Here is a 24708-nt window from a genome sequence, read left to right on the forward strand (position 1 = left end):
GAGTGGTGATGTCCAGTTGTTCAGGAAGAAAGGATTGGCTGATGGTAGTTCTTGACCAACGGCTGCTCGAGAGTTGTCGACGCTACGTCGACGATATGCCGCCGCGCTTCAACTACATGACTGCCCCCGAGCTGGCCAAAGCCCTGGAGTCCCATCCGGACGCATACTTCGTCCTTGACAACCGCACCCCCGAGGCGTACGCGGCGGGCCATATACCGGGTGCCGTGAACATGTGGTTCAAGGACGTGCTGTCCGACAGCAACCTCGCTCTTCTCCCTCGGGACAAGACAATCGTCATCGTATGCTGGGTGGGCCATACGGCCAGTCAGCTCGTCGCCCTGCTCGGTCTGCTGGGTTTCACCGTCGCAGGTCTTCAGTACGGCATGGGTGAAAGCCCGGTGCCCGATTCCCCCCGGGCCGGCTGGCGCGATCTGGGCCTGCCGCTGGAAAAGAAAATTGGCTAGCGAATCGCTCACCTGATCTGGTGCAACGCCTATCTGCCCTCACTGCAGGTCAAGACTTCCAAGAACCTGCTTCGAATCTTGTCCTGACCGCGAACGAACGGCGCTACACCATGGGATCGAATCCCGGTACTCGGCGTGCCGACCGGTCACAGCCCTCTTTGTCAGGCTGGAATACCGGACCGGAGTACTTCTAAAACAGACTCTAAGAGGGAGTCTTAATCAGCCATGCCCAACGAAACCGCAACAGAGATCATCGATCTGCTGTTTCAGTTCCGGCGGCTCTCCGATCCGACGGAGGTCTGCTCGGCCCAGCCCTGTGAGCTCTGCTTCGACATCCATCGCCCAAAGATCGAGTACTGGATCAACCGGAAAGAGCCGATCCACTTCGTGATCCTCGCTTTCCCGGCCAAGTCACCCAACAGGCAGAAGGTCCTCGGCTCGCTGCCGGATCTCGCCGAGCGCATTGCGCTCGACTTTCTGCGCTCGATGTGTGAGCACATCGGCCATTTTTATGAGCCCGGAGCCAGGATCACGGTCTGCTCGGACGGGCACGTGTTCGGGGACCTGATCAGTGTCTCCGACGAGGCCATCTCGTCCTACCGCAGCGATCTGGAGGCGCTGCTGGTCGACATCAGAGCACACAATATCGATCTCTACTCACTGGACGACGCGTTCGGCGCCGGTGACTTCACCGAGCTGCGTGGGAAACTGGAGGAAAACTATGCCGCAACGGTGGCGGAACTGCGCCAGCAGATCGCCACGAGCCCAGCCACGAAGACGCAGTTCAACGGCATCCACCGTTTCGTGTTCGAGGATCTGCTGGTGCTGCGCCCGGAGACCAGCCGCACTCAACTCCGGCTCGCCAGCAAGGATCTCGCCTACCAGATCGTCCGCCGCAGCAACGCCTGGAGCCGACTCGTCGCCGAGCAGTTCCCGTCCGCCGTCCGCCTGTCGATCCACCCCCAGCCCTGCCATTCCGAGAAAATCGGCATCCATATGATCAGAACCAGGGACAACTGGCTCACCCCCTGGCATGGCGTCGCCATGGACGACGGCAACAGTGTCACGCTAATAAAGCGCAGCACCGCCGAAAAGCTGAACGCGTCGGTGGTCTGGCGCAATGGACGACCGAGTCACTTCGTCGCTCCGCATCTCATGCGGACGGATTCGAGGGTGAAGGAGACCGTCTCGTGAGTGCCGGGGCACTGGTCGACGCCAGCTCGGCGCCGCGGCGTTCGCTGCATCCGTTCGGACTGTTGATCGAATCATCCAGTGACACGGATCTGACCGCCGTGCCACCCGAGGAGTTGACCCAGTTCGTCGCGGATTCGAAGCTGCTGGTGCTACGAGGTTTCCAATCTCCTTCGACTACCGATCTCGTCGCCTACTGCCGGCGAATAGGCGAGATCCTGACCTGGGACTTCGGGGAGGTGCTGGATCTGACGGTGCACGAGGACCCACAGAACTACCTGTTCACCACGGGTCCGGTGCCCTTCCACTGGGACGGCGCGTTCGCCCGGCTCACGCCACGCTTCATCGTGTTCCGCTGCCTACGCGCTCCCAACCCGGATAGCGGCGGGGAGACGACTTTCTGCGACACCGCCCGCATCATTTCCGCCGCGCCTGCGCACCTGCGTGACACCTGGGCCGGCGTCCGGATCGACTACCAGACCGAAAAGATCAAGCACTACGGCGGACACATCGTGCAGGACCTCGTGGTGCCCCATGCCGTGACGGGTGTGCCGACTCTTCGTTTTGCCGAGGCGCTCGACCCGGCCGAATATCTCAATCCGCTGTTCCTCGACATCCACGGCGTCTCACGGACTGATCGCGAGGACTTTCTCGACGATCTTTCGGCCCGGCTCTACGACCCGTCCGTCAGCTACGCGCACGCATGGCGTTCCGGCGATGTCGTGATCGCGGACAACCATGCGCTGCTACACGGTCGACGGTCTTACTCGCTGGCCTCCTCGCGGCGACTCCAACGCATTCATGTGATCTGAGCCAAGATTCGAGGAAATGGAGAAGACATGCGGGATCATTACGACGTTATTATCGCCGGCGGCGGGCCGGCGGGCTCTACACTGGCCGCGCTGCTCGCCCGCACGTCGGACCTGAAAGTAGCGATCTTCGAGAAGGATGAGTTTCCGCGTGAGCACATCGGCGAGTCGTTCGCGCACCCGTTGATCCCGGTGCTGGCAGAGAGCGGAGCGCTCGCGAAGGTGCTGGCCAGCAACTGCTGGGTAAAGAAATTTGGCGGTATCTACAGCTGGGCGCGGCAGGGTCCGAGCCGGGCGTTCTTCGACCACGCGAACTGGGCGGTGGACGGGGTACACCGATGGGCGCTGCACGTCAACCGTTCAGAGTTCGACCAGATCCTGCTGGAACACGCCCGGGACCTCGGAGTCGACGTCACCACCGGGATGGCCGTCACCGACTTCGCCGCGGCCGCCAACGGCTGTCAGGTGACGCTCGCCGACGGCACCGCCGTGTCCGGCGCGTACTTCGTCGATGCCTCCGGTCGCCAGCAGAGCCTGGTCACCAAAAAGCCTCGCGAATGGTTGTCCGGCTACCGGAACATCGCGATCTGGCAGCACTACCTGGGCGGCCTTCCGGCCCAGGGGCTCGACGGCGACTGGAACATCTTCCGGGAGAAGAACCTCTCGCCGATCGGTTGCTTCGCGTTTCCCGACGGCTGGTGCTGGTACATCCCCGTCCCCAAGATTGTGAACGGGGAGCGGGTACTCACGCACTCGATCGGCATCGTGACGAGCCCGGAGGTGCTGAAGGAACCCGGGAAGGACTTCACGGACTCCGAGGTCTTTCTGCGCACCGTCCGCGGCGTGCCGCGGCTGGCCGACCTGGTGGCCGAGGTGACGCCGATCTCCGACCAGATGATGACGGTCACCAACTACTCCCGGGTCAATGAGCGCTTCGCCGACCTCGACCGGCGCTGGATCCTGATCGGCGATGCCTCCTACTTCGTGGACCCCCTCTTCTCGTCCGGGGTCGCGTTCGCGGCCAACCAGGCGGCCTCGGCGGCGCTGCTGCTGCGCACCACGCTGCGCGCCGAACTCTCCCCGGGTCTGGTGAGAGATCTGTGGCAGGACTACGACCACGAATGGCACGGAATGGCCGAGGTGTTCGCGCTCTCGATTGATCAATGGTATCACATGATCGGCGCGGACAACCCGGGCAGCGCATACTGGCACCGGCGCAATTCGAGTCCGCATCTGGACATGCCCGAGCGGTCCTTCGACGCGCTGCTCAACACGGCGTTCACCCCCGACCTGCTCCTGATCATGACGCGCGGCACCGGCCGAATGTCCGACCTGGCGATCGACGGTCCGTACCAGCAGGCTCGCGCGCACGTGATGCTGACGGAACCGGAACCGGACGCCGTGCTGGTCGCCGCTCCCGGAGTCCGGATGCGGGCCGGCGTGGCGCTGGATGTCCCCGGCTTCAAAGCGGTGCTTCCACCGGCCGACCTCGAACTGGACACGCCCGCCGCGGTACGGGCCGCCGTCGCCGAGTACTGGACCGATCCGGTGGCGGCCGAGGCGAACGGCGGCCTCGGCGTGCCTTCTCCGACCGCCTCCCCAGTACCGTGCCACCGTTTCGAGTTCGATTCCGACGCACTCGTCGATTCCGGCTCAGGCGCGACGGGGTTTTCGGTGCGCGGGCTGGACAGTCACGACGGCGCACCGCAGCTGTGGGAGATACTCAGCCGCGGTCCGGTCGTCTACGGCGAGCTCGGCTCGCGGCTCGCCCCCGGTCAGCGGGTGCTGCTGCAGCGGCTGATAAAGGCCGGAATGGTCACCGTCAAGACCGCGGCGAGGCAGACCACGCCGGGGACTGAAGCCGCCGAGGTCACCCTCGCGGACTGACCGAAGCGGCTGCCGGCCAGCCGGGCGCGGGCCGGGCCGGTCGCTCACGCCGGCCCGGCCCGGGTCTCAGCCGGCGTGCGCGGGGACGACCTCGACGTCGGTAGTCGACTCCCGCCCGGCCCGGATGAGCACGACGATCACCACCGCTGCGAGCGCGATGAGGATGGCGCCCCACAGGAACGCCGTGGTGTAGCCATCGATCTGCGCCTGGTCGAGAAGCGCCTTCCCACCCCGCCCGTGATCGGCCAGGTAGTTGGTGACGGCCGTCGCGTAAACGGTGTTGAGCAACGCGGTTCCCAGCGCCCCGCCGATCTGCTGGGTCGTGTTGACCAGCGCGCTGGCCACCCCCGCGTCGTGTGGGGCGACCCCGATCAGCGCGAGGTTCGACAGGGGCACGAACGAGAAGCCCATGCCGATGCTGATCAGCAGCTCGGAGGGCAGGATGTGCACGACGTAGCTCGAATCCGTCCCGACCCCGAGGAGCAGCGCCATCCCGACCGCCGCGAGCGTCGTGCCGGTGCCGGCCAGCACCCGGGGTCCGACGCGCGGCAGGAACTGGCTGGCGAGCCCCGCGGAGACGATGATCCCGCCGCTGAACGGCAGGAACGCGAAGCCGGTCTTCAGGGCGCTGTAGCCGAGCGTCTGCTGGAAGTAGTACGTCAGGAACAGGAACATCGCGAACAGGCCGGCCCCGGTCAGCAGCGAGGCCAGGAACGAGCCGCCGCGGTTGCGCTCCCACGGCACCCGCAGCGGCAGCAGCGGCGCGCTGGTGCGGGACTCGACGACGACAAAGGCCACGAGCAGCACGGCCGCACCGGCCAGCAGCCCGACGGTGCGGGCGTCGCCCCAGCCATCCTCGGCGGCCACGGTGAAGCCGTAGACCAGGGCCACCAGGCCCGCGGTCACCGTCACCGCGCCAGGCAGGTCGTAGCGGGCCTCGCCCTCCGCCCGGCTCTCGCGCACCACCGGCAGCGCGAGGACCGCGGTGATGATCGCGATCGGCACGTTCACCAGCAGGCACCACCGCCAGGAGGCGTACTCGGTGAGCAGGCCGCCGACGATGAGACCGATCGCGGCGCCACCGCCGGAGATCGCTCCGTACACGCCGAACGCCTTGGCCCGCTCGTGGCTTTCGGTGAAGGCGACGGTGATCAGCGACAACGCGGCCGGCGCGAGCAGGGCCGCGAACGCGCCCTGCAGCGCCCGCGCGGCGAACAGCAGCCCGGCGTTCGGGGCCAGGCCGCCCAGCGCCGAGGCCAGCGCGAAACCGAGGAGTCCCCAGCTGAAGGCCCGCTTGCGCCCCAAGTAGTCGGCGACGCGCCCGCCGAGCAGCAGCAGACCGCCGAAGGCCACGGTGTACGCGGTGATGATCCACTGCCGGTTCGCGGTGGAGATGTCGAGATCGGCCTGCGCGTGCGGGATCGCGATGTTCATGATCGCGGCGTCGAGGACGACCATGAGCTGCGCGACAGCGATGATCCAGAGCGCGAGCCAGCGCCGTGGATCGGGCGAGCCGTCCGCCGCGTCCACCGGACGGTCCTCCGCCTGGTGGTCGAGGGTTGTGGTCACAGGGAAGCTCCTAGCCGGTCGGACCTGAAACGGGGACGAACGAACGCCACGAGTTCGCGCGAGGCGACCCGGTGCGGTGGGGATGGTGCCGGTGGGGATGGTGCCGGTGGGGATGGTGCCGGTGGGGATGGTGCCGGTGGACGGCGCCCCCGGGACCGGACGGTCCGTGGCGGCGTCGGTGACGCGGCGGTGGCAGGGACAGGGATATCGAACAGGAGTTCGAGCAGAGAATAGCTCAGGCGTTCGAGTTGACCCCGCACGGGGGTGTTTCGGGCCGGAGTGTCGTTCCGGGCCGGCCAGCCAGCAACGGCATGAGCACGTCGTCCACCATATGATCGACGAACGCATCGTCGAGCGGCTCGCCGGTGACGAGCAGGCGACAGAAAATCATCGCCACGACGATCTCCATGATCACGTCGAAATCGGCCGACACAGAGATCTCCCCCCGCTGCGAGGCCCGAGCGAACATGCAACGGCCGATCTTCGCCTTGTTCTGCAGAATGTTGGCCTGCACGACCGCGGCCAGCCGCGGGGACTCGCTCGCGGCCCGGAGCACGCCGATGAGCAGCGCACCGTCGGGACCGGTAATCGTGTCGATCATGAGGTGCACCTCGGCGGCCAGGTCGTCCCGCAGGCACCCGGTGTCGGCCGGAACGCGGTCGCCGGGACCATGCCGCCGCAGGGCCTCCACAACCATCTCGTCCTTGCACGACCATCGGCGGTAGATCGTCGCCTTACTGGCTCGGGCCCGGGCCGCGACGGCGACCATGCTCATCCGCTCATACCCGACCTCGACGAGCAGTTCCAGCGCGGCGTCCAGGATCGCCCGTTCCCGGGCGTCGTCCCGGGGCCGGCCACGCCCGGCGCCACTCGGCGGGGAAATCGGTTTTCACCCTTCCGTCTCGGACGCTTCTCCGGAGTCGACGCGCATGGCCGCGACGCCGAGGAGAAGGCGTAATGAACATTACCTTGACCAGAGAAACAGTACCGTACTGTACTGAAAATGCCAGCTCCCCACACCGTGTGGTGCTGGTCACATCCGCTACCCGTCACCCGTACCCGTACCCGTACCCGCGCCGCGTCGGCTCCGGCCGTGATCCGGCTGTCCCGAACGGACAACGCCCGGGGCCGTCCGCCTGGAATGCCAGTGAACGCCAAGACCAAGGGATTCATCATGCGATCGGACGTTCGGAACGGTCAGAGCGGCAGGGCATGATGACTGGCGGAGGCGAGAGTTCCGTCCCCGCGGACCCCTGCCCGGCCGATCCCCGTCCCGCCGATCCCCGTCCCGCGGACGGCCCTCCGGAAGGGAGATTGTCATCATCCGCTCCGCCCAGCACCGATTCCTCGCCGCTGCCGCCACCGGCGGCATGCTCGCACTCGGCCTGGGCCTGGCGGCGTGCTCCCGGCACGGCTCCACCCCTCGCCCCGCGTCGCCGACAGCGTCGGGCCCGGGTGGCCCGAACAGCGCACTCGCGCAGGCCGGCACGCCCGAGGAGTCCGACGGCCTGTGGATCCTGCGCGACGTGCCCTACGCGCCGGTCTCGCCGGCACAGCGGCTGGATCTCTACCGCCCCTCCCCGCCGACCCCGACGGCGGGTGCCGAGGGGGCCCGGGTGGCCCCCGGGACGGTCCTGCCGGTGGTGCTCACGATCCACGGTGGCGCGTTCATGCTCGGCGACAAGCGGGACGACCTGCCGGTGGTCCGGGCACTCGTCCACGCCGGATACGCCGTCGCCAGCCTGAACTACCGGCTGTCCGGGGAGGCGAAGTTCCCGGCCGCGGTCCAGGACGTGAAGGCCTCCGTCCGCTGGCTGCGGGCCCACGCGGGCACCTATGGCCTGGACCCCTCCCGCATCGCCGCGACCGGCGCGTCGGCCGGGGCCTACCTCGCGGTGATGCTGGGCACGACGAGCGGCGTGGCGATGTTCGACGACCCGGATCTCGGCAACCCCGGGGTGTCCAGCGACGTCCAGGCCGTCGTCGACTTCTACGGCCCGGTGAACTTCGCCTCGATGGACGCCCAGCTGCGCGCGAACGAGCGGTGCACCGTGGCCGACGCCCAGCACGACCGGCCCCACTCGCCGGAGTCGCGGTTCCTCGGCCGCACCGTGACAGCCGTGCCCCAGCTGGTACGGGTGGCGAGCCCCCTGAACTACCTGAGCCGCGGGCCGCTGCCGCCGTTCCTGATCGAGCACGGGGACGCGGACTGCACGGTCCCCCACCAGCAGTCGCTGGAACTCGCCCACGCACTGCGCGCCGCCGGAGCGCCGGCAGTGGACGTGACGATCGTGCCGGGCGCCGGCCACGGCGGTGCCTTCCCGACCCGGGAACGGATGGGCGTCGTTCTGGCGTTCCTGCACCGCACCATCGGCCGCTGACGGCCGGCACACCACCCGGCGCTCCATCGACCAACCACCTCTGCGACCTCAGGCCGCGGGCCATCCGGCAGGGTCATGACCGGCCGCAGGCCCCACCGCCTCACCCCGCGCGTCACGTCGCGGGGGTCACCTTCAGGCGGAACCATGGCAGTGGCGGGGAACACCACGGCGAGAGGGTGATGGCGATGTCGGATACCACGGCACGGCCGGACACCACGGCACGGCCGGACAGCGCGGCACGGCCGGACAGCGCGGCACGGCCGGACACCACGGCACGGCCGGACACCACGGCACGGCCGGACACCACGGCACGGCCGGACAGCGCGGCACGGCCGGACAGCGCGGGGTACGCGCGCCCCGCCGGGCCGGCGGACGCCCGCAACCCCGCCGGGCAGGCCGTCGAGGTGGCGGACGCGGAGTCCGCCACCGGTGGGATCGTCGTCGGGGTCGACGGTTCACCCGCGTCCGTCGCCGCGATCCGATGGGCCTGTGACGAGGCCGCCCGGCGCCTGGTCCCGGTGATCGCGGTACTGGTATGGGACGTCACGGGCGAACCGCGGCCGGTCTTCGAGACCGCGGCGAACGCCGACCGCGAGGGCCTGGCGCACGCCGCCACGCGGGTTCTGGACACCGCGCTGACCGCCGCCCGGGTCAGCGATCCGACAGTGCGGATCATCCGGCGGGTCGAGGAGGGCAGTCCCGTCCCGGAGCTGCTGCGGGCAGCGGTCGGCGCGCGGATGATCGTCGTCGGCGAGCGCGGTCACGGGGCCCTGCGCCGGCTGGTGAGCGGCTCGGTGAGCCAGGGTGTGGTGCACTATGCCTCCCTACCGGTCGTCGTGGTACGGCCAGTCGCCCCGGCCGGCGTCGACGACCGGCCGGTGGTCGTCGGTGTGGACGGCTCGGCCCCCTCGCTCACGGCACTACGGTGGGCCGTCGAGGCGGCGATGCTCCGCAAGAGCGCCCTGCACGTCGTGCATGCCTGGCACCTGGACATCCCGATCTACCCGGGGAGCTACGCCGATATCGGATCGGTGCTGGCGGAGCAGGCCCAGCAGACCCTCGACCAGGCCGTCTCCACGATCGTCACCGAGCACGCCGGCGGGCTACCCATCCCCGTTATGAAGGAGACCGTCGCCGATGGCCCCGCCCATGCGCTGCTGCGGGCCTCGGCTGACGCGCAGCTGCTCGTGGTCGGCAGCCGCGGGCACGGCGGCTTCGCCGAACTTCTTCTCGGCTCGGTGAGCCACCAGTGCGTCCTGCACGCGCACTGCCCGGTGGCCGTGGTCAGGTAGCGGCGCGGCCCGTGGTCGGGAAACCGGCACGGTCCGTCCGGCGAGATCGATCAGCCGACGCCAGCCGGCGTTGGGATGCGGGGGCGCAGCGTGCTCAGCAGGCCGAGGACCCGGTCGGCCAGGTCCTGCTCTCCCCCGCCGGCCGATCCGGCTGATCCGGCCGATCCGGCGGTGTCCCACGAGCCGAGCAGGAAGGACGGAGTCAGGCGGACGTAGAGCTGGATCGCGGTGACCCCGGGCTGCACATATGCGGCGATCTGGTCGCGGCACTGCTCGGGCGTGCCGTGGATGAACAGGGCGTCAATGACCTCATCGGGTAGCGCCCGAGCGGCACCACGCTGGTCCCCGGCGGTCCAGCGCTCGTGGGACTCGGCGAGCCGTTCGCCGTTGCCGAGCCATTCGTGGAAGGCATGGTAGGGGGTCTGGTTGAGGATCCAGGTGAGGAACGGCCGGCTGTCGCGGCGGGCGACGTCCGGATCGGCGTTCGGGCTCACGAAGACCTTCACCACCAGCTCCTTGCCCGCTGGCTGCGGTCCGACGACGGCGCGGACCTTGATCAGATCTTCGGGGGACAACAGATTGGTGACGGCACCATCCCCCTCGGTGAAGCCGAGCTTGAGCATGCCGGGCCGCAGCGCTCCCAGGATGACCTTCGGCGTCTCGATCGGAGGATTCGGTATGGCGAAGCCGCGGATCGCGAACGTGTCGAAGGCGCCGGAGACCACCTCGCCGCGCAGCGCCCGGGTGAGGAAACGAAGCGTGTCCCGGGTCCGGCGGAAGGGCTCGTCGAACGGGATGCCGTTGAGGTCGGTCACGTGGGCGGGCACCGACGAACCGATGCCAAGGACAAGCCCGCCGAACGTCAGATCGGCCAGGGTCGCCGCGGTCTGGGCGAGCACCGCCGGGCCGCGGGTGTGGACGGGCACGATCGCGCTCGCCAGGCGCACCCGGGGATCCCAGGCGGCGGCGACCGCGAGCGGGGTGAACGCGTCGATGCCGCCGCCTTCGGCCGTCCACACGTCGCTGTAGCCGGCGTCAGCGAGTCCCGTGACAATGCGTCGATGGTCCCGCAGCGGGATGCCGGGCAGAGGAAGGGTGACACCGAAGCGCGGAGTGGTCACGGGAGTACCTCACGGGTGGTCGACGGTGTTCGGTCAGATGGTCGTCGCGGAGACGGAGGGCGGAGACGGAGGGCGGAGACGGAAGTTCCCGCGCCCGTAAGCTCAGGCCGGGGGGCGCCGGCCCCAGGCCGCGATGATGCTGGGCCCGAGGTCGAGGAAGTCGGGATCGGCGAGCAGGGCCAGGGCCGAGTCGAGATCGGCGCGGGTGAGCAGGCCGCTGGCGACAAGGTAGTCGGCGGACTGGCTGAACGTCGCACGCCACAGGCGCCCGATCTCGTTGGAGCCGCCAACCGGGTAGTACGTGGCGTGCAGACCGGCGTCGACCAGGCCCGCTCGGGTCAGCGGCACCGGCAGCGTTCGCCCCCACCACAGGTCCGACCCGATCGACGACGCCATCGCCTGGCCGATCGCCTCGAAGGCGTGCCGGAATCCGTCGTGCGGTGACGAGTCAACCGGGGACAGCACGAGATCCTCAGTGACCAGCCAGCCGCCCGGGGCCAGCCAGGAGACCAGCCGCCGCAGTACCTCCTCACGCTCGGGGATGTGCATGAGGACGGTGCGGGCATGGATGAGGTCGAAGGAGCCCGGCTCGAAGTCGTGGGTGCGCACGTCCGCTTGGACGATCCGCAGGTTCGACCGGCCGGTGTCGTCGAGGAAACTCGTGCTCACGTCGACCGCGGTCACCTCCCCGCCGGGGAACCGGTCGGCCAGCCAGTAGGCGACCGAACCCGCACCGGCACCGATTTCCAGGAACCGCCCTCCATCTGTGATTCCCCGCGCCTCGAGAACGGCGTGCGTGGCCGGGTCCACCTGTGATTCCAGCAGTTGCAGCCGACCGAGTTCCGTGGAGATGTCGTGGCTGAGGATGCCCTGGACGTATCCGACCGACGTGTCGGTCTCGGAACGCTGCGCAGCGACCACGTCTCGCGCCGGCGCCAAAGCCGCATCGAATTCCGTTGTACTGGTCATCGTCTCCCCTGGGCATGGTTCTGGGCCGGCTCCTGGCGGTCGCGGCCAAGTCCTAGACCTGTTGCGGACCAGCTCCGGTCCGGCACGGCGGTACCGATGTCTGTGCGGTTTCCACCGTCGTACCTGGTTCCCACCGTCGTACCTGGTTCCCACCGTCGTACCTGGTTCCCACCGTCGTACCTGGTTCCCACCGTCGTACCTGGTTCCCACCGTCGTACCTGGTTCCCACCGCCGCGGTTTCCACTGCCGCGAACAGTTTCCGCGTCCCGGCCCGCGACCCATTCCAGTCGGCTCGCGGCGGCGGGTCCAGAGGCATCACGGTGCTGTTACCAGCACTAACAGGATGTCGACTATGGACGCAGAAAGCTACCTTGACCCCACACGAACACGATGCCTAATTTCAAAACTCATGGCACGGAACTCGGCGCTTGGCGCGAGCCCGTGATGCACGATGGCGGACCGTCAGTACGTCGGATCGGTTGACATACCTCGGCTGGGGAGAAGCAGATGACGCAGACCGTCACGGCACAGGCGGCCCGACTCGGCGGATACGACGACGCCAGCCGGCTTCGGCAGGCTCAGGACACCGACTGGGTGCTCGGGTTCGCCGATCCGACCGCCCGGTCCGTCGCCGATCTCGGCTGCGGTATCGGTTCCCTGCTCGCCGCGGCGCTCGACCGCCTGCCCGACGCCGTCGACGCCCTGGGCCTGGATCGTGAGGAGTCCCGGCTCGCCGAGGCTCGACGCAAGCTCGCCGCCTACGCGACCCGGGTACGGTTCCGCTTCGTCCAGGCCGATCTGCGCCGGCCCCCGCAGCTGGCCGACGATGCGGGTTCCACGGCGTTCGACCTGGTCACCCTCACCGCGGTCCTGCACTGGATCCACCCTGACGAGGAGCGGCTGGTGCGGTGGATCTCCATGCGACTGCGACCCGGCGGCGCCTTCCTGCTCACCACCCACCATCCCGAGCACGACGAGTACGGGTTCGGTGGCAGCGACGACCTCGCCCGGCAGGCCCTGGTCCGGCTGGGCCATGCGGCCGAGGACGTACCCAGGCTGCTGGCGGCGGCCGGGATCATTCCGATCGCCGTACGCACCCTGTCCGTGGACGACACCGCGACCCTGCTCGACGCGTACTTCGACATCGACGGCGTCGACGAACGCCCGGCACTCGTGCGGGCCGCGAGCGGCGAAGAGTACCAGCGGTTCCACGCGGCGACCTTTGGCACCTACTACAGCCGGCTCGTCGGTGCGGATCGCCAGGAGGACTATTTTCGGGCGATCGGGGAGGTCGCGCAGCACCGCCTCGACACCGACGGACACATTACCCAGATGCCGGTACGGCTGTGGCGCTGTCGGCCACGGGCGTCCCGGCCTGCGGAGACAGCCCGGCCTGCGGAGACAGCCCGGTAGCCGATAGGGGGCTAGGCGGTGCGGGGAGCCGGGGCACCGCGGCGAGCAGCCGTACGGTGTAGGGGTGCCGGGGGGCGGTGAAGACCGTCTCCACGTCCCCGGACTCGACGATCCGCCCGTCGTACATCACCAGGACCCGGTCGCTGAGGTGCTGCACGACGCCGAGGTCGTGAGAGACGAAGACCATGGCCAGACGGTGGGTCCGGCGCAGGTCGACAAGCAGGTCCAAGACCTGGGCCTGGATGGACACGTCGAGCGCGGACACCGGTTCGTCGCAGACCAGCACCTGCGGTTCCACGGACAGCGCCCGGGCGATGGCCACCCGCTGCCGCTGGCCGCCGGACAGCTCGACCGGTCTGCGCCGTAGTTCCCGCGCGGAGAGCCCCACCTGTTCCAGCCGTCGGACGGCGGCGTCGCGGCGCTCGGTCCGCGCGACCCCACCCACCCGCAGCGCCTGCGTCAGGATCCGGCCCACCGTCAGTCGTGGGTCGAAGGAACCCAGCGGGTCCTGGAAGATCGCCTGGATCTGCCGACGGCGTGGTCGGCGCTCACGCTCCGACACCGAGCTGCCCCGGCCGCCCCCAGGATCCGACGGACCGACCCAGGGAACGCCGCCGAGCAGCACCTCACCCGCGTCGGGTTCGGTCAGACCCAGCATGATCCGGGCGAGCGTCGTCTTCCCCGAACCGGACTCGCCGACGAGCCCGAGGGTCTCCCCGCGGCGCAGCGCGAAGGAGACGTCCCGGACCACCTCGCGTCGCTCTCCGTCCGCCGTCCGGAACGCCTTGCGCAGTCCCGTCGCCCGCAGAAGGATCTCGACGCCGGTCGAGCCGCCCGCGTCGAGCCCGGCAGACGCGAGCCCGGCTTCGTCGACGGGTCCGGCCAGCCGGCTGCCCCTGGTCCGCGCGGAGGGCACCGCGGCAAGCAGCTCGCGGGTATAGGCGTGCGTGGGATCGCCCAGCACCCGCTCGGTCGGGCCACTTTCCAGGATCACTCCGTCGCGCAGCACGGCGACCCGATCGGCGAGCCGGGCGACGACCGCCAGGTCATGGCTGATGAGCAGCAGTCCCATCCCGCTCGCACGCAGACCGGCGAGCAGATCGAGGATCCGGGCCTGGACCGAGACGTCGAGAGCGGTCGTCGGCTCGTCGGCGATGAGCAGATCCGGGGTGCCGGCCAGCGCCGCGGCGATCAGCACCCGCTGGCGCAACCCGCCGGAGAGCTGGTGCGGGTACTGCCGGGCACGGACCTGTGGATCAGGGATGCCGGCCCGCGCCAGCAGCGTCGCGACGCGGGGGCCACGTTCGGCCCGCGCGACCGGGCCATGCGCCCGCAGCGCCTCGTCGACCTCCTGCTCGACCCGCCGCAGTGGATCGAGGGAGCCGAGGGCGTCCTGGAGCACCAGGCCGATCCGGCGGCCACGCAGGGCGCGCCATTCCCGGTCCCGCAGCCCGATGAGGTCGGTCCCGCCCAGGCGCAGCCGCCGGGCCTGGACCGTCGCGCCCGCTCCGGCGAGTCCGACGAGGGCGCGGGCGGTCACGCTCTTACCCGATCCGGACTCGCCCACGAGGGCCACACACTCCCCCGCGCCGACATCGAAGGAGATTCCCCGCACCGCCTCGACGGCCCGACCGCCCCGGCCGAAGGAGACCCGCAGCCCGTCGACGGTCAGCAGGGTCGCGGACGGTTCCTTCGCCCCCCGCGCGCTCGGAGGTATCGAACCAGGGGGCTCCGACCCCAGCGGTGCCAGGTTCGGCGGTGCCAGGTTCGGCAGTGCCGGCGGTGAGACCTGCGGCTGGTCGTTCACGGAGTCCGTCCCTCCACCCGCAGGCGGGCATGGCGGCCGAGCACGGTCACGGCGACGACCGTGGCGGCGATCGCCGCCCCGGGGAACACCACCACCCACCAAGCGGTGTCGATGACGCCCCGGCCGTCGGCGAGCATCGCCCCCCACTCGGGGGTCGGCGGCTTCGTACCGAGGCCCAGGAAACTCAACGCCGAACCGGAGATGATCGCCGTCCCGATGCCGACGGTGGCCAGCACGAGCAGCGGTCCGAGCGTGTTCGGCACGATGTGACGCAGCATGATCACCGGCCGGGGCAGACCGAGCGCCACCCCGGCGTCGACGAACCCGGCATGGCGGACGACGAGGGCACGCGACCGCACAACCCGTGCGTAGCTGGGGACCGCCGCGATGCCGATGGCCACCGCCGCGTTCACCGAGCCTGGACCGACGATGGTGATGACCAGCAGCGCGAGCAGCAGCTCGGGGAAGGCAAGCAGCAGGTCCACGAGCCGCATGAGCAGCCCGTCGGCGAACCGGCCGCCGAGGGCCGCCGCGAGGCCGACCGTCGCCCCGATCCCCGCACCGAGCGCGGTCGCTCCGGCACCGAGCAGTAGCGAATGCCGGGCGCCGGTGACCACCCGCGCGAAGACGTCCCGGCCCAGCTGGTCGGTGCCGAACCAGTGTGCCCAGCTCGGTCCGCGCAGCGCCTCGCCGAGGTTCGTCCCGTCCGCGGGATGGCGGCTGAGCAGCCCCGGCCAGGCGGTAGCGACAAGAAGCAGGACTGTCAGCAGGCCGGCCACGATCAAACCGGGACGCGGCCGGCCACCACCGGTGCCGGCCAGAGCACCGGCGGCGGACGACTCGGTCCCGGGGCGGGTCTCCCCGACCTCGGTCACCGGGACACCGCCAGATCAACCGCCGTGGCCCTCCCGGCACCGGATCCGTCGTCGCGCAGCCGCGGGTCGATGAGCAGGTAGAGCAGGTCGACCACGCTGTTCACGACGACGAAGACCGCCGCGGACAGCAGCACCACCGCGGTTACCACCGGGATGTCCTTGGCCGAGATCGCCGCGAGGGTCACCCGACCGATCCCCGGCCGGGCGAACACCGCCTCGGTGACGACGGCGCCGCCAAGCAGGCTGCCCACCGCCCAGCCGAGCAGGGTGACGAGCGGGAGCGCGGCATGGCGCAGGGCGTGGCGGGTCAGCACACCCACCGCGCCGATGCCGCGGGCGCGAACCGAGACGACGAACGGAGCCTCCAGCGCGGCGTCAAGGCCCTCCCGCAGCACCTGGGCGAGGACCCCGGCGATCGGCAGGGCCAGCGCGGACGCCGGGAGGACCAGTCCGGACGGGCCAGTGGCGCCGGCGCTGGGAAACCAGCCGAGATGCGCGGAGAAGAGGGTGATGAGCAGGATGCCGATCCAGAACGTCGGGCTCGACACGACGAGCAGCTCGGCGCTGGTCGCCAGCATCCGGCCGAGCCGGTGGGTGGTGCCGCCCCGGCCGGCGGTCGACACCGCGAGTCCGACCGCCAGCAGCGCGGCGAGTGCGGACGCCGTGAGCGCCAGCTGCACCGTCGGCCACACCTGACCGGACAACACCTCCACGACCGGCCGCTGCAGCTGGTAGGAGGTGCCGAGATGGCCGGTCACCAGGCGGCGCAGCCAGGTGCCGTACTGGACGACGAGCTGCGACTGGAACCCGTACGTCTCGTTGATCTGCTCCCGAAGCTGCGGCGAGATCCCGAACGTAGGCCCGATCAAAGTGTCGACAGGATCACCCGGTACGACGTGCAGCGTCACGAAGGCCAACGTCGCCGCGCCCCACAGGACCCCGGCGCCCACGACCAGCCGACGCAGCAGGAACCTCGCCACAGCCCGCACTAGATCAGCCCACCCAGCTGTCGTAGAACAGCGGGAAGGCGTCCGCGTCGAAGGTGATGTCGTGGACCTTCGACGTCGTGCCGACGGTCCGGGTGAACACGTAGATCGGCAGGGTGTACGCGTGGTCGATCACATATTTCTGCACCTGCCCGTAGGCCTTCTTGCGGGCGGCGGGATCAGTCGTGCCGGCGCCGGTCGCGAGCCAGTCGTCGACCTCCGGTACCGCGATCCCGGAACTGTTCGCCCCGCCCTGGGTGAACGCCAGATTCGAGGCGAACAGTGTACGGAGCAGGTCGGGGTCGGACTTGCCCCAGCTGTAGGCGATCAGGTCGTAGCCGCCGGCGTTGCGCTGGGTGGTGTAGGCGCCCGAGTCCATCGAGTAGAGCTTGGTGGCGATGCCGACCTTCTTCAGGTCGGCCTGTACCGCCTGGCTGACGATGTCGCGCTGCTCGCGGTTGAAGGCGCCGACGTAGGGCCAGTCGAGGACGAGACGCGCGCCGTTCCTCGTGCGGTAGCCGTCGGCGTCGCGGCCGGTGTAGCCGGCCTCGTCGAGCAGCTTGTTCGCCGCGGTGACGTCATGGGGGAAGGCTTTCTCGAGGCTGGGATCGTAGGCAATGTTCTTTGGCGTCAGGGTGCTCCACGCGCGGGCGTACTGGCCGGCGTAGACCGTCTTCACGATCGTGTCGACGTCGACGGCGCGCTGGACGGCCTTACGGACCCGCTCGTCGGAGAACGGCGCACGCCTGGTGTTGAAGTAGATCGAGTAGTTGGCGTTCTGCGGAATCACCTTGAGTAGCCGCAGGGAGGTATCGCCCTCGATCGCGGCGACGTTCTGCGCCGGCACGCCGTCGGCGGCGTCGATCTCCCCACTGCGCAGCGCGCTCACCCTCGTCGCGTCCTCGGGCAGGAAGCGGATGGCCAGCTTGTCGAGGTAGGCGGCGCCGGTGTGCTTCGCGCCGCCGGGGGCCGAGGTGTAGCTGTCGTTGCGGGTGAACTCGGCGACCGATCCCTTCACATAACGGGTGAAGCGAAACGGCCCGGTACCCACCGAGTTCGGCCCGCCCGAGCAGAGGGTGTCCGGCGCGTCGGCGATCTTCTTCGACGACTCGATGCCGAGGTAGGTCGTGGCGGCCGCGGCGAGGAATGCCGCGTACGGCTTGGAGAAGGTGACCTTGGCCGTGTGCGGGTCGACGACCTCGGTGCCGACGTAGGGGCCGAGCAGCGCCACCGCGTACTGCGACTTCGTTGACTTCGCCGCGATGTGGTCGAAGTTCGCCTTCACCGCCGCCGCGTCGAACGGTGTGCCGTCGTGGAACGTCACGCCGTCCTTGAGCTTGAAGGTGAACGTCTTCGCGTCGGCGGAGACCGTCCACGACGTGGCCAGCCACGGGCCGACCCCGCCGCCCGGCTGCTGCGTCACGAGCGAGTCGAACACGCCCCGCTGGATGACGGCGGTAACGTCGGCCGGGCTGACGTGCGGGTCGAGGCAGTCGCCCTCGGTGGCCACCGCGAAGGTGAGCGTGCCGCCCCGGTGCGGTGTTCCGCCCGCCCCGTTCGCGCTGGTGGAGCCGGCGGGTGCCGGATCGGACGCGCAGGCGCCGAGCATGGCGGCGGCGGCCGCTACGGCCGCGACGCGGACGGCGGGGTGGGATCGGGGACGTGGGCGTTTCATGGATGCTCCAGATAGGGCGGACGCGACGATGGCCTCACCGGGTCATGCGGCCCGGCGGCCGAGGGGCACGGGGAGCCGCAGCCGGCGGCCCGGGCGCGTGCCGTACGGGCACGGACCAGCACGAACGAGGAGGTAGTCGCCGATGGTGCTACTGCCGTACCAGCCCAGACAGGCAGCGGTTCATCCTGTTATCGCGGCTCACAGGTATCGCCGCAAGCCCGTGCGCGTCGCCCCGCGGCCCGCCCCGGCCGAACCGACCCCGGCCGAAAGGCACCCTCAGGTAACCTGCGCGGGGTCAAACGGTCGTGGCGACGCCCCGATACCCGAGATGGCGTGGACCGATGCCCGCGACATGCGGGCCCCAGGTCATGGTGGTCGACTACGCCCTGGCGGGCTGGCCGCCCGGCATATCCCCGACCATCCGGCGGACGAAGGTCCCCGCCGGGGAGATCTGCACCGACCCCCGATCCCGGCGGCGGACCACGCCGAAAGGCCAACCCACCCTCGCACCAGGGAAGATCACAGATATCTGATCATGCTATGAAAAATCACACCACCAGCACTGGTGGATCCAGGTAGACCGCAGGAAGGAAGAGCCGACACGGTCGGCACAGCCAGCGCAGCTGTCACACATACACAGGCACGCCACGACGTCATCGGGCGAGATACGCCCGCAGGAACGCCACGACCTCCGCCAACGCCTCCCTCGCAGCCCCCGAACTAGGCACCGCGATGTGCCAGCAGTGCCCGGTGCCCGCCCACGCGCGGTACGTGGCACGGCCCCGGCGGCGGAAGCCCCGCGTCCCGTGCGGCCAGCAGGGCCGCCGCCGTGCAGATGCAGCACCGTCGCGCGCCGGCCGCCGGTCGCGCGCCGGCCGCCGGTCGCGGTCAGGCCGCCGGTCGCGGTCAGGCCGAGAGCCGCTGCCGCGCGGCGGGGTCCGGGCGCCCCGCCGCGCCCGGCGTCTCGCCCGGCGTCTCGCCCGCCAGCCGGGTGAGCACCTCCCGGTCCGCGGGCGTCGCGGGCGTCTGGAGCCAGATGGTGGACTCCGGATCGTCACCCGGTCGCAGCACCGACAGCATCAGCGAGATGTCGCCGAGCGGCGTGGCCGCGCTGACCGTGCGGCCCGTGAACACGCGCACGGACCGGCACTGCCACCAGGCACGCAGCTCGGGGCGTGCCTGTTCGAGCAGCTCCAGCACGGCACGGCCGCGCTGGTCGTCGGGATGATGACCGATCTGGGCGCGGAACTGGGCGAGCAGGTCCTTGGCCACGTCCTCGGACCCGCCCATCCCGTCCCGGGTCCGGGGCTGCGCCACCAGCAGCCACAGCAGGTTGCGCTGGGGCTCGGGCACGTCGGCGGGATCCCCCCACAGGGCGGTGTAGGCGTCGTTCCAGGCGGTGACGTCGAAGCGCCGGTCGAGCAGCAACGCCGGACAGTTCGGCCAGTTGTCCAGCACCGAACGCAGCGCCTTGACGAGGGTGTGGTGGCGGTCCGCTGGCGGCGTGTGCAGGCCGGCGAGCGCCAGGGCGTGGCGACGACCGTCGTCGTCGAGCCGCAGAGCCCGGGCGACGGCCTCAAGGACCTGCCGGGAGGCGGCGACCCGGCCTTGTTCCAGCCAGGTGTACCAGGCGAGGCCGAGGCCGGAGAGCGCGGCGACCTCCTCCCGGCGCAGCCCCGGGGTGCGGCGGCGAGGTGTGGCAGGCAACCCGACGTCCTCGGGTCGCAGGCGCTCACGGTGGGCACGAAGAAAGAATCCAAGCTCACGCTGGCGGGCGTCGTCGCTCATCGGTTCCAGTCGGATCGGGCGGCCTGGTCGACACCCCCGATCCGGCACATCCGGTGGGCGGGACAGCATCGACACAGGGACACGCGGTCAGCAGGACTGCTACTACCCTCAGCCGCCAACAACGCCTAACAGCAGTCACCCATGTGATAGCTGAAATCCAGCCACCGCCGCCGGATCAGCGCAGGCCGAAACGGCCGAGCGGATCGTCCAACGCAAGAGGACACAGCCCCATGGTGGCATCGCCCGACGGCCATGTCCGGCGCTTACCCGGAGAGATCGTGCCATTTACATGATCGAATAACGTCAGCGCGAATTTCGATACCCGAAGCAACCTATCGATAACCGCAAGTATATAGATATGTGATGATCAGCCGGAATCCGGATCATCGAAAACACCGACTCGCGGAACGTGTTCATCCCGCCATGGCGCCCACGGCCACCCCGATCATTCGATCATCCGGTCCGGCGCCCGGTCCGGCGCCGATCCGCGCCCACGGCCCGTCCAGCCCGCATGCGGACCGTCCAGCAGTCCGTGCCGATAGGCGTAGAGGCCAGCGCGTAGCCGGTCCGACTGACCGATCTTGCGCATCGCACCGGTGAGGTATCGCTTGACCGTTGCCTCGGCCAGGGCGAGCTCGCAAGCGATCTCCGCGTTCGACAGACCGCGGGCGAGTTGGCCGAGCACCGCGCGTTCCCGGGAGGTCAGCCCGAGGGCCTGCGGTGGCAGTTCGGCCTGGACCGGCGGCCCCGGCACCCCCGTCGGCGGCGGCGCGGGCAGGAAGACCACGCCGCCGAGCGCGGCGATGGTGACCGCGTGGGCGAGGTCTGCAGGCGGGGTGTCCGGCAGCACCGCCCCCGACGCCCCGGTGGTGAGGATCTGGGTCAGTTCGGCGCAGGTGGCCAGCGGCCGCAACAGCAGAACGCGCGTGGTGGGGATCCGATCGGCCTCCACGCGCAGCCGGCGCACCGCCGCGAGGTCGGTCGCGAGATCCCCCGCGAGCCCGAGCAGCAGGACCCGGGGACGCGAGCGGCGGATCTGCGGCAGCGCGGCATCCAGCCGATGGCCGCGGCCGACGACGTCGAGCCGGCAGATCGTCGAGAGCAGCAGGTGCAGCCCCGCCCCGGTCACCGGATGGGCGTGCAGCAGAAACACCGACACGCCGCCGTCGATTCCCGTGGGCGTGAGATCCTTGGCGTACGCGGGACACTCGGGCTGCGCGGACGCCTCGGCGCGAACGGGAACCCCGGGACAGGCCGGAACCCTGACCCGCGGCGGACCCCCGGAGGACGCGGAGGACCCGGAGGACGCAGAGCACGCGGAGGACGCAGAGCACGCGGAGGACCCGGAGACCTCGGCACGGACGGGAGGGGGCGAGGCGGCTCCGATCGTCATGACTCCGGGTCCTTACCACGAGGAGCGCACGCGGGCCGGCGGTATCACCCCGCCGTCCCGCGTGCAGGGGGCTGGCCTGACCGTAGGCACCTTCGGATAGCTCAACCAGGTAGGCGGTGGTATCGCTAACACCCTCCGCGCACGCCGTCCCCGGACCCCTCCGCCCGGTCCGACAGCCACCTGCCGTCAGGCCTCAGAGCGGACGGGTGATCAGCTCCCGGATCTGGTCGGTGACAGGTCCCAGGTCATCCCGGCGGAGCAGGTTGATCCGGTTGCGGGTGATGTCCCCGCGGTGGACGAACTCATAGAGGTCCTGACGCTGCCCGAAGCTGTCCGCCGTGAGCTCCCAGGCCAGCCGGAACAGCCGTGACTTCTCCTCGACCGGGAGGTTCGCGCCCCGCATGTACCGATCGAGACAGGGCCGCAGGTCGGCGGCGGCGAGGTCACGCTCGCTGGGCTGCATGAGGACACCCGACGAGCCGATCCGCCGCACGATCTCCACCGCCCGGCCGGCGACCTGCGCCGACCACACGCGGCTCGCGTCGGTGTTACCCGGCGCGAGCAGGCCGCCGTCCGTCGTCTCGACCCGGGCCTCCCCCGCGTCGAGAAAGTACCCGACGAGGTCAACGTAGCTCGCCAACTCCCCGAGGTCCTCCTGGACGTGACGCAGCCCCGAGGCTCCGATCGCGTCGGCGAGCAGCGTGCCGACGGCGAGCAGGGTCCGCAGCCGTTCCTGGTAGCGGATGTGGCCGGCGGCCGCACTCCAGGCGTTGATCCGTCCGAGTCCGACCCGGGCGAGGTTGCCGTCGCGCAGCAAGAACACCCGGTCCCACGGAACCAGCACGTCGTCGAAGAACAGCATGGCGTCCTGCTCGTCGAACCGGGACGCGAGCGCGTGGGCGTGCCCGTACGGCCGGGCCCCCAGCGGCTCCCGACAGAGGATCTTCACGCCTGGGGTAGCCAGCGGCAGGCCGAACCAGATCACGAACTGCTCGGCCTCGCGCTGCGCGAAGCTCGCCGAGAGGTACACGAGCACCTCGTGGGCCAGTGGGGCCAGCGTCGTGAGCTGCTTGGCGCCCCGGACGACGACGCCGTCGTCCCGCTCGGCGATGATGCGCAGCGCGAGATCGGGATCGTCCACGGGGCTGGTGGTCCGGTCGATCTGCGGGTCGCCCAAAGCGTGGCCGAGGACCAGGTCATTGGCCGCACAGTGCCGGTAGAAGGCCACCGCGTTGGCGCCGAAGCCGGCCTGGTTGCGCTCCAGATGGTCCCGGAAGTCGAGCAGACCCACCGCCACGTTCGCCATGAACGACGGCGACCGGCCGTGCTGACCCCAGGACTCGCGCATCCACACGGCCGTGCTGCGCCGCCGGGCCCGCAGATCGTCCAGTCTGCGCGGCAGCTGGTAGGACCAGCCGACGCGGGTTCCCGCCTCGGGTTCGTGGACGGTGAGCACGTCGCGCAGATCCGGGTCGTGCTGCAGGTCGAACAGCCGGGCCAGCTCGTCAACGGCGCCCCGGAAGGCTGGATGCGTCGCCACGTTCGCGACCTTCTCCCCGTCGAGCCACACCTCGCGGCCGTCGTTGAGGCTCGCCCGGTACCGCTCCCCGGTCATCAGCCCCTGCGCGGCAGGCGGCGGGGTTCCCAGCAGCGAGTCGGCCGGAGGATCGGCCGTCGCCCCGGCGGGGTGGTCACCGGCGGCGGGTCGGCCGGGATCGTCGATGGCGCCGGGATGACCGCTGTCGGTCACGAGGGTCATGGCCTGATCTCCGCTCTGTGGACAATGTCGGTGGTGCCGGTGGTGCCGGTGGTGCCGGTGGTGCCGGTGGTGCCGGTGGTGCCGGTGGTGCCGGTGGTGCCGGTGGCGCCGGTGGCGCCGGTGGCGGTCCAGACGCAGCCACGGTCGACCTGCCCCGGTCCGGCGACCGACCCGGCCACGACGGCCGGCTGGCCGCCCGGAGCGGGCACGGCCACGCCGGCTGACGGGACCGAGGGGTCGTCATGCAGCAGGCGGAAGGCCGGTTCGTATCCCTTGGCCCGGATGTTCGCCGAGAGGGCAGTGGTGCAGAACGAACAGGGGGAGGCCAGGGTGAGGGGCACGCCCCGGGCGCGGGCCTGCTCGCGGTAGTCCCAGATGCCACAGTGCGAGATGATCAGGGTCGCCCGCATGGGCTCGTCGGTGTCGACCGCGTAACGGGAGGAGTAGAGATCCGCCTGGCGTGCGAGCCGGTGGACGACGTCGGCGGGCCGGCCGGTCGGCTCGGGCTCCACCTTGCCGAAGACCGAGGCATTGGCCCTCGCCCAGTCGACGAGCTCCGCCTCGCCCCAGCGCGACACGATGAACCGTTCGATCAGTGCCTGCGCGCGGAAGAACACCCGCTGCCAGGCCGTCGGATCACGATCGTCGGGCGCCGGGAAGTCGGCGAAGATCTCGGCCTGGGTATGCAGCCAGTCGAGTAGACGCAGATCGGCGTGGTGTTCCAGCAGGAACGTCGTCATCCCCGACTCCGCCTCGAGCAGGCGCTGCTGCCACAGGGCTACGCGGTCGTCTCCGGTCATGTCGAGGGCCGGAGCCGGGGTAGACGACCCGGACGCCGTCGCCCGCGGGGATGCGCCGGGCGGCTCAAGGTGGGCGTGGGGACGGGTGCCGAGGACCGCCATCGGCACCGGCGCGGCCGAGGACATGGACATGGGTACGGCCATCGGCGTGGCAACGGCACGGGGCACGTGTGTGGGAGCCTCCACGGATCTCCTGTCCCTGGCGGCCCCGGCTAGGCGGGCCACCGCGACGACCGTTCCGGAGACCGGACGGTCAGGATGAATCACGACGGAAACGACGCTAAGTGCGCGGATGATGTAGAAATACCGACCTTTGGTGCATTTTCGTGCCACTTTCGGCGTCCGTCGCCTCACACGTTGTCGCCGTATGCATCGGCGCCGCACGGTTCGGCGGCCTCCGGCAACGTCGGCGGCCTCCGGCAACGTCGGCGGCAAAGGTGTGGGCGGAATGCCGGGTGCGGTACTTGCGGTTCCGGCGAGGGCGCAGCGGATACGCTCGGTGCCTTAGCCCTCCATCGACTTACCCGGG

The 24708-nt window shown here is 70.1% G+C and carries 19 protein-coding genes; 7 read left to right on the plus strand and 12 right to left on the minus strand.

Translation table 11 applies throughout. The annotated features are described in order from the left end of the window. The 4 genes from AC08OO_RS12440 to AC08OO_RS12455 all read left to right on the plus strand — a co-directional run. On the plus strand, nt 1–464 hold a 464-nt coding region (locus tag AC08OO_RS12440), incomplete at its 5' end, for a rhodanese-like domain-containing protein (protein WP_476618527.1). 225 nt (nt 465–689) lie between these two features. Continuing rightward, nucleotides 690–1658 carry an L-tyrosine/L-tryptophan isonitrile synthase family protein gene (locus tag AC08OO_RS12445; protein ID WP_476610168.1) on the plus strand — a complete coding sequence of 323 codons (969 nt, stop codon included), beginning with the start codon at nt 690–692 and terminating at the stop codon, nt 1656–1658. Beyond that, nucleotides 1655–2467, plus strand: a complete 813-nt coding sequence (locus tag AC08OO_RS12450) for a TauD/TfdA dioxygenase family protein (protein ID WP_476610167.1) — start codon at nt 1655–1657, stop codon at nt 2465–2467. Before AC08OO_RS12445 ends, AC08OO_RS12450 begins: the two co-directional genes overlap by 4 nt. A gap of 27 nt (nt 2468–2494) precedes the next feature. Continuing rightward, a complete protein-coding gene (locus AC08OO_RS12455; protein ID WP_476610166.1) occupies nt 2495–4351 on the plus strand; it encodes an NAD(P)/FAD-dependent oxidoreductase in 1857 nt (618 codons plus the stop codon). Nucleotides 4352–4417: 66 nt separating this feature from the next. On the opposite strand, the gene AC08OO_RS12460 is transcribed toward AC08OO_RS12455, so the two are convergent. After that, complete coding sequence (locus tag AC08OO_RS12460; protein ID WP_476610165.1) at nt 4418–5920, minus strand: MFS transporter; 1503 nt, start codon at nt 5918–5920, stop codon at nt 4418–4420. A gap of 235 nt (nt 5921–6155) precedes the next feature. Next, on the minus strand, nt 6156–6803 hold the full coding sequence (locus tag AC08OO_RS12465; protein ID WP_476618530.1) for a TetR/AcrR family transcriptional regulator: 648 nt from the start codon (nt 6801–6803) through the stop codon (nt 6156–6158). Nucleotides 6804–7290: 487 nt separating this feature from the next. On the opposite strand from AC08OO_RS12465, the gene AC08OO_RS12470 reads away from it, so the two are divergent. Together AC08OO_RS12470 and AC08OO_RS12475 are read left to right on the plus strand one after the other, a co-directional pair. Then, on the plus strand, nt 7291–8301 hold the full coding sequence (locus AC08OO_RS12470; RefSeq protein WP_476610164.1) for an alpha/beta hydrolase fold domain-containing protein: 1011 nt from the start codon (nt 7291–7293) through the stop codon (nt 8299–8301). 185 nt (nt 8302–8486) lie between these two features. Next, complete coding sequence (locus tag AC08OO_RS12475) at nt 8487–9593, plus strand: universal stress protein (RefSeq protein WP_476610163.1); 1107 nt, start codon at nt 8487–8489, stop codon at nt 9591–9593. A gap of 50 nt (nt 9594–9643) precedes the next feature. Here the strand turns inward: AC08OO_RS12475 and AC08OO_RS12480 are convergent, their stop codons facing one another. Together AC08OO_RS12480 and AC08OO_RS12485 are read right to left on the minus strand one after the other, a co-directional pair. After that, nucleotides 9644–10714 (minus strand): LLM class F420-dependent oxidoreductase, encoded by a 1071-nt coding sequence (locus AC08OO_RS12480; protein ID WP_476610162.1) that lies wholly within the window; start codon nt 10712–10714, stop codon nt 9644–9646. Nucleotides 10715–10816: 102 nt separating this feature from the next. Beyond that, nucleotides 10817–11683 (minus strand): class I SAM-dependent methyltransferase, encoded by an 867-nt coding sequence (locus AC08OO_RS12485; protein ID WP_476610161.1) that lies wholly within the window; start codon nt 11681–11683, stop codon nt 10817–10819. Between the two features lie 507 nt (nt 11684–12190). Here AC08OO_RS12485 and AC08OO_RS12490 point away from each other — a divergent pair. Continuing rightward, entirely contained in the window at nt 12191–13096 is a 906-nt protein-coding gene (locus AC08OO_RS12490) for a class I SAM-dependent methyltransferase (RefSeq protein ID WP_476610160.1), read from the plus strand. Here AC08OO_RS12490 and AC08OO_RS12495 read toward each other — a convergent pair. From AC08OO_RS12495 to AC08OO_RS12530, 8 genes are all read right to left on the minus strand, one after another. After that, nucleotides 13008–14903 (minus strand): dipeptide ABC transporter ATP-binding protein, encoded by a 1896-nt coding sequence (locus tag AC08OO_RS12495; RefSeq protein ID WP_476610159.1) that lies wholly within the window; start codon nt 14901–14903, stop codon nt 13008–13010. The two genes, AC08OO_RS12490 and AC08OO_RS12495, sit on opposite strands and share 89 nt — an antisense overlap. Further along, nucleotides 14900–15778, minus strand: a complete 879-nt coding sequence (locus tag AC08OO_RS12500; RefSeq protein ID WP_476610158.1) for an ABC transporter permease — start codon at nt 15776–15778, stop codon at nt 14900–14902. Before AC08OO_RS12500 ends, AC08OO_RS12495 begins: the two co-directional genes overlap by 4 nt. After that, on the minus strand, nt 15775–16767 hold the full coding sequence (locus AC08OO_RS12505) for an ABC transporter permease (protein ID WP_476610157.1): 993 nt from the start codon (nt 16765–16767) through the stop codon (nt 15775–15777). Before AC08OO_RS12505 ends, AC08OO_RS12500 begins: the two co-directional genes overlap by 4 nt. Nucleotides 16768–16771: 4 nt before the next feature. Then, on the minus strand, nt 16772–18439 hold the full coding sequence (locus AC08OO_RS12510; RefSeq protein WP_476610156.1) for an ABC transporter substrate-binding protein: 1668 nt from the start codon (nt 18437–18439) through the stop codon (nt 16772–16774). Nucleotides 18440–19345: 906 nt separating this feature from the next. Further along, the gene (locus tag AC08OO_RS12515; RefSeq protein ID WP_476610155.1) at nt 19346–20227 is read right to left on the minus strand and encodes a helix-turn-helix transcriptional regulator; all 882 of its coding nucleotides are present in this window, start codon (nt 20225–20227) and stop codon (nt 19346–19348) included. Nucleotides 20228–20672: 445 nt separating this feature from the next. Further along, on the minus strand, nt 20673–21386 hold the full coding sequence (locus AC08OO_RS12520) for a response regulator transcription factor (protein WP_476618528.1): 714 nt from the start codon (nt 21384–21386) through the stop codon (nt 20673–20675). 427 nt (nt 21387–21813) lie between these two features. Next, complete coding sequence (locus tag AC08OO_RS12525) at nt 21814–23379, minus strand: 4-hydroxyphenylacetate 3-hydroxylase family protein (RefSeq protein ID WP_476610153.1); 1566 nt, start codon at nt 23377–23379, stop codon at nt 21814–21816. Continuing rightward, the gene (locus tag AC08OO_RS12530) at nt 23376–24311 is read right to left on the minus strand and encodes a hypothetical protein (RefSeq protein WP_476618529.1); all 936 of its coding nucleotides are present in this window, start codon (nt 24309–24311) and stop codon (nt 23376–23378) included. The genes AC08OO_RS12525 and AC08OO_RS12530 overlap by 4 nt, the downstream gene beginning before the upstream one ends. Nucleotides 24312–24708: the final 397 nt, after the last annotated feature.

Source organism: Frankia sp. CeCAU1, from assembly GCF_977971845.1.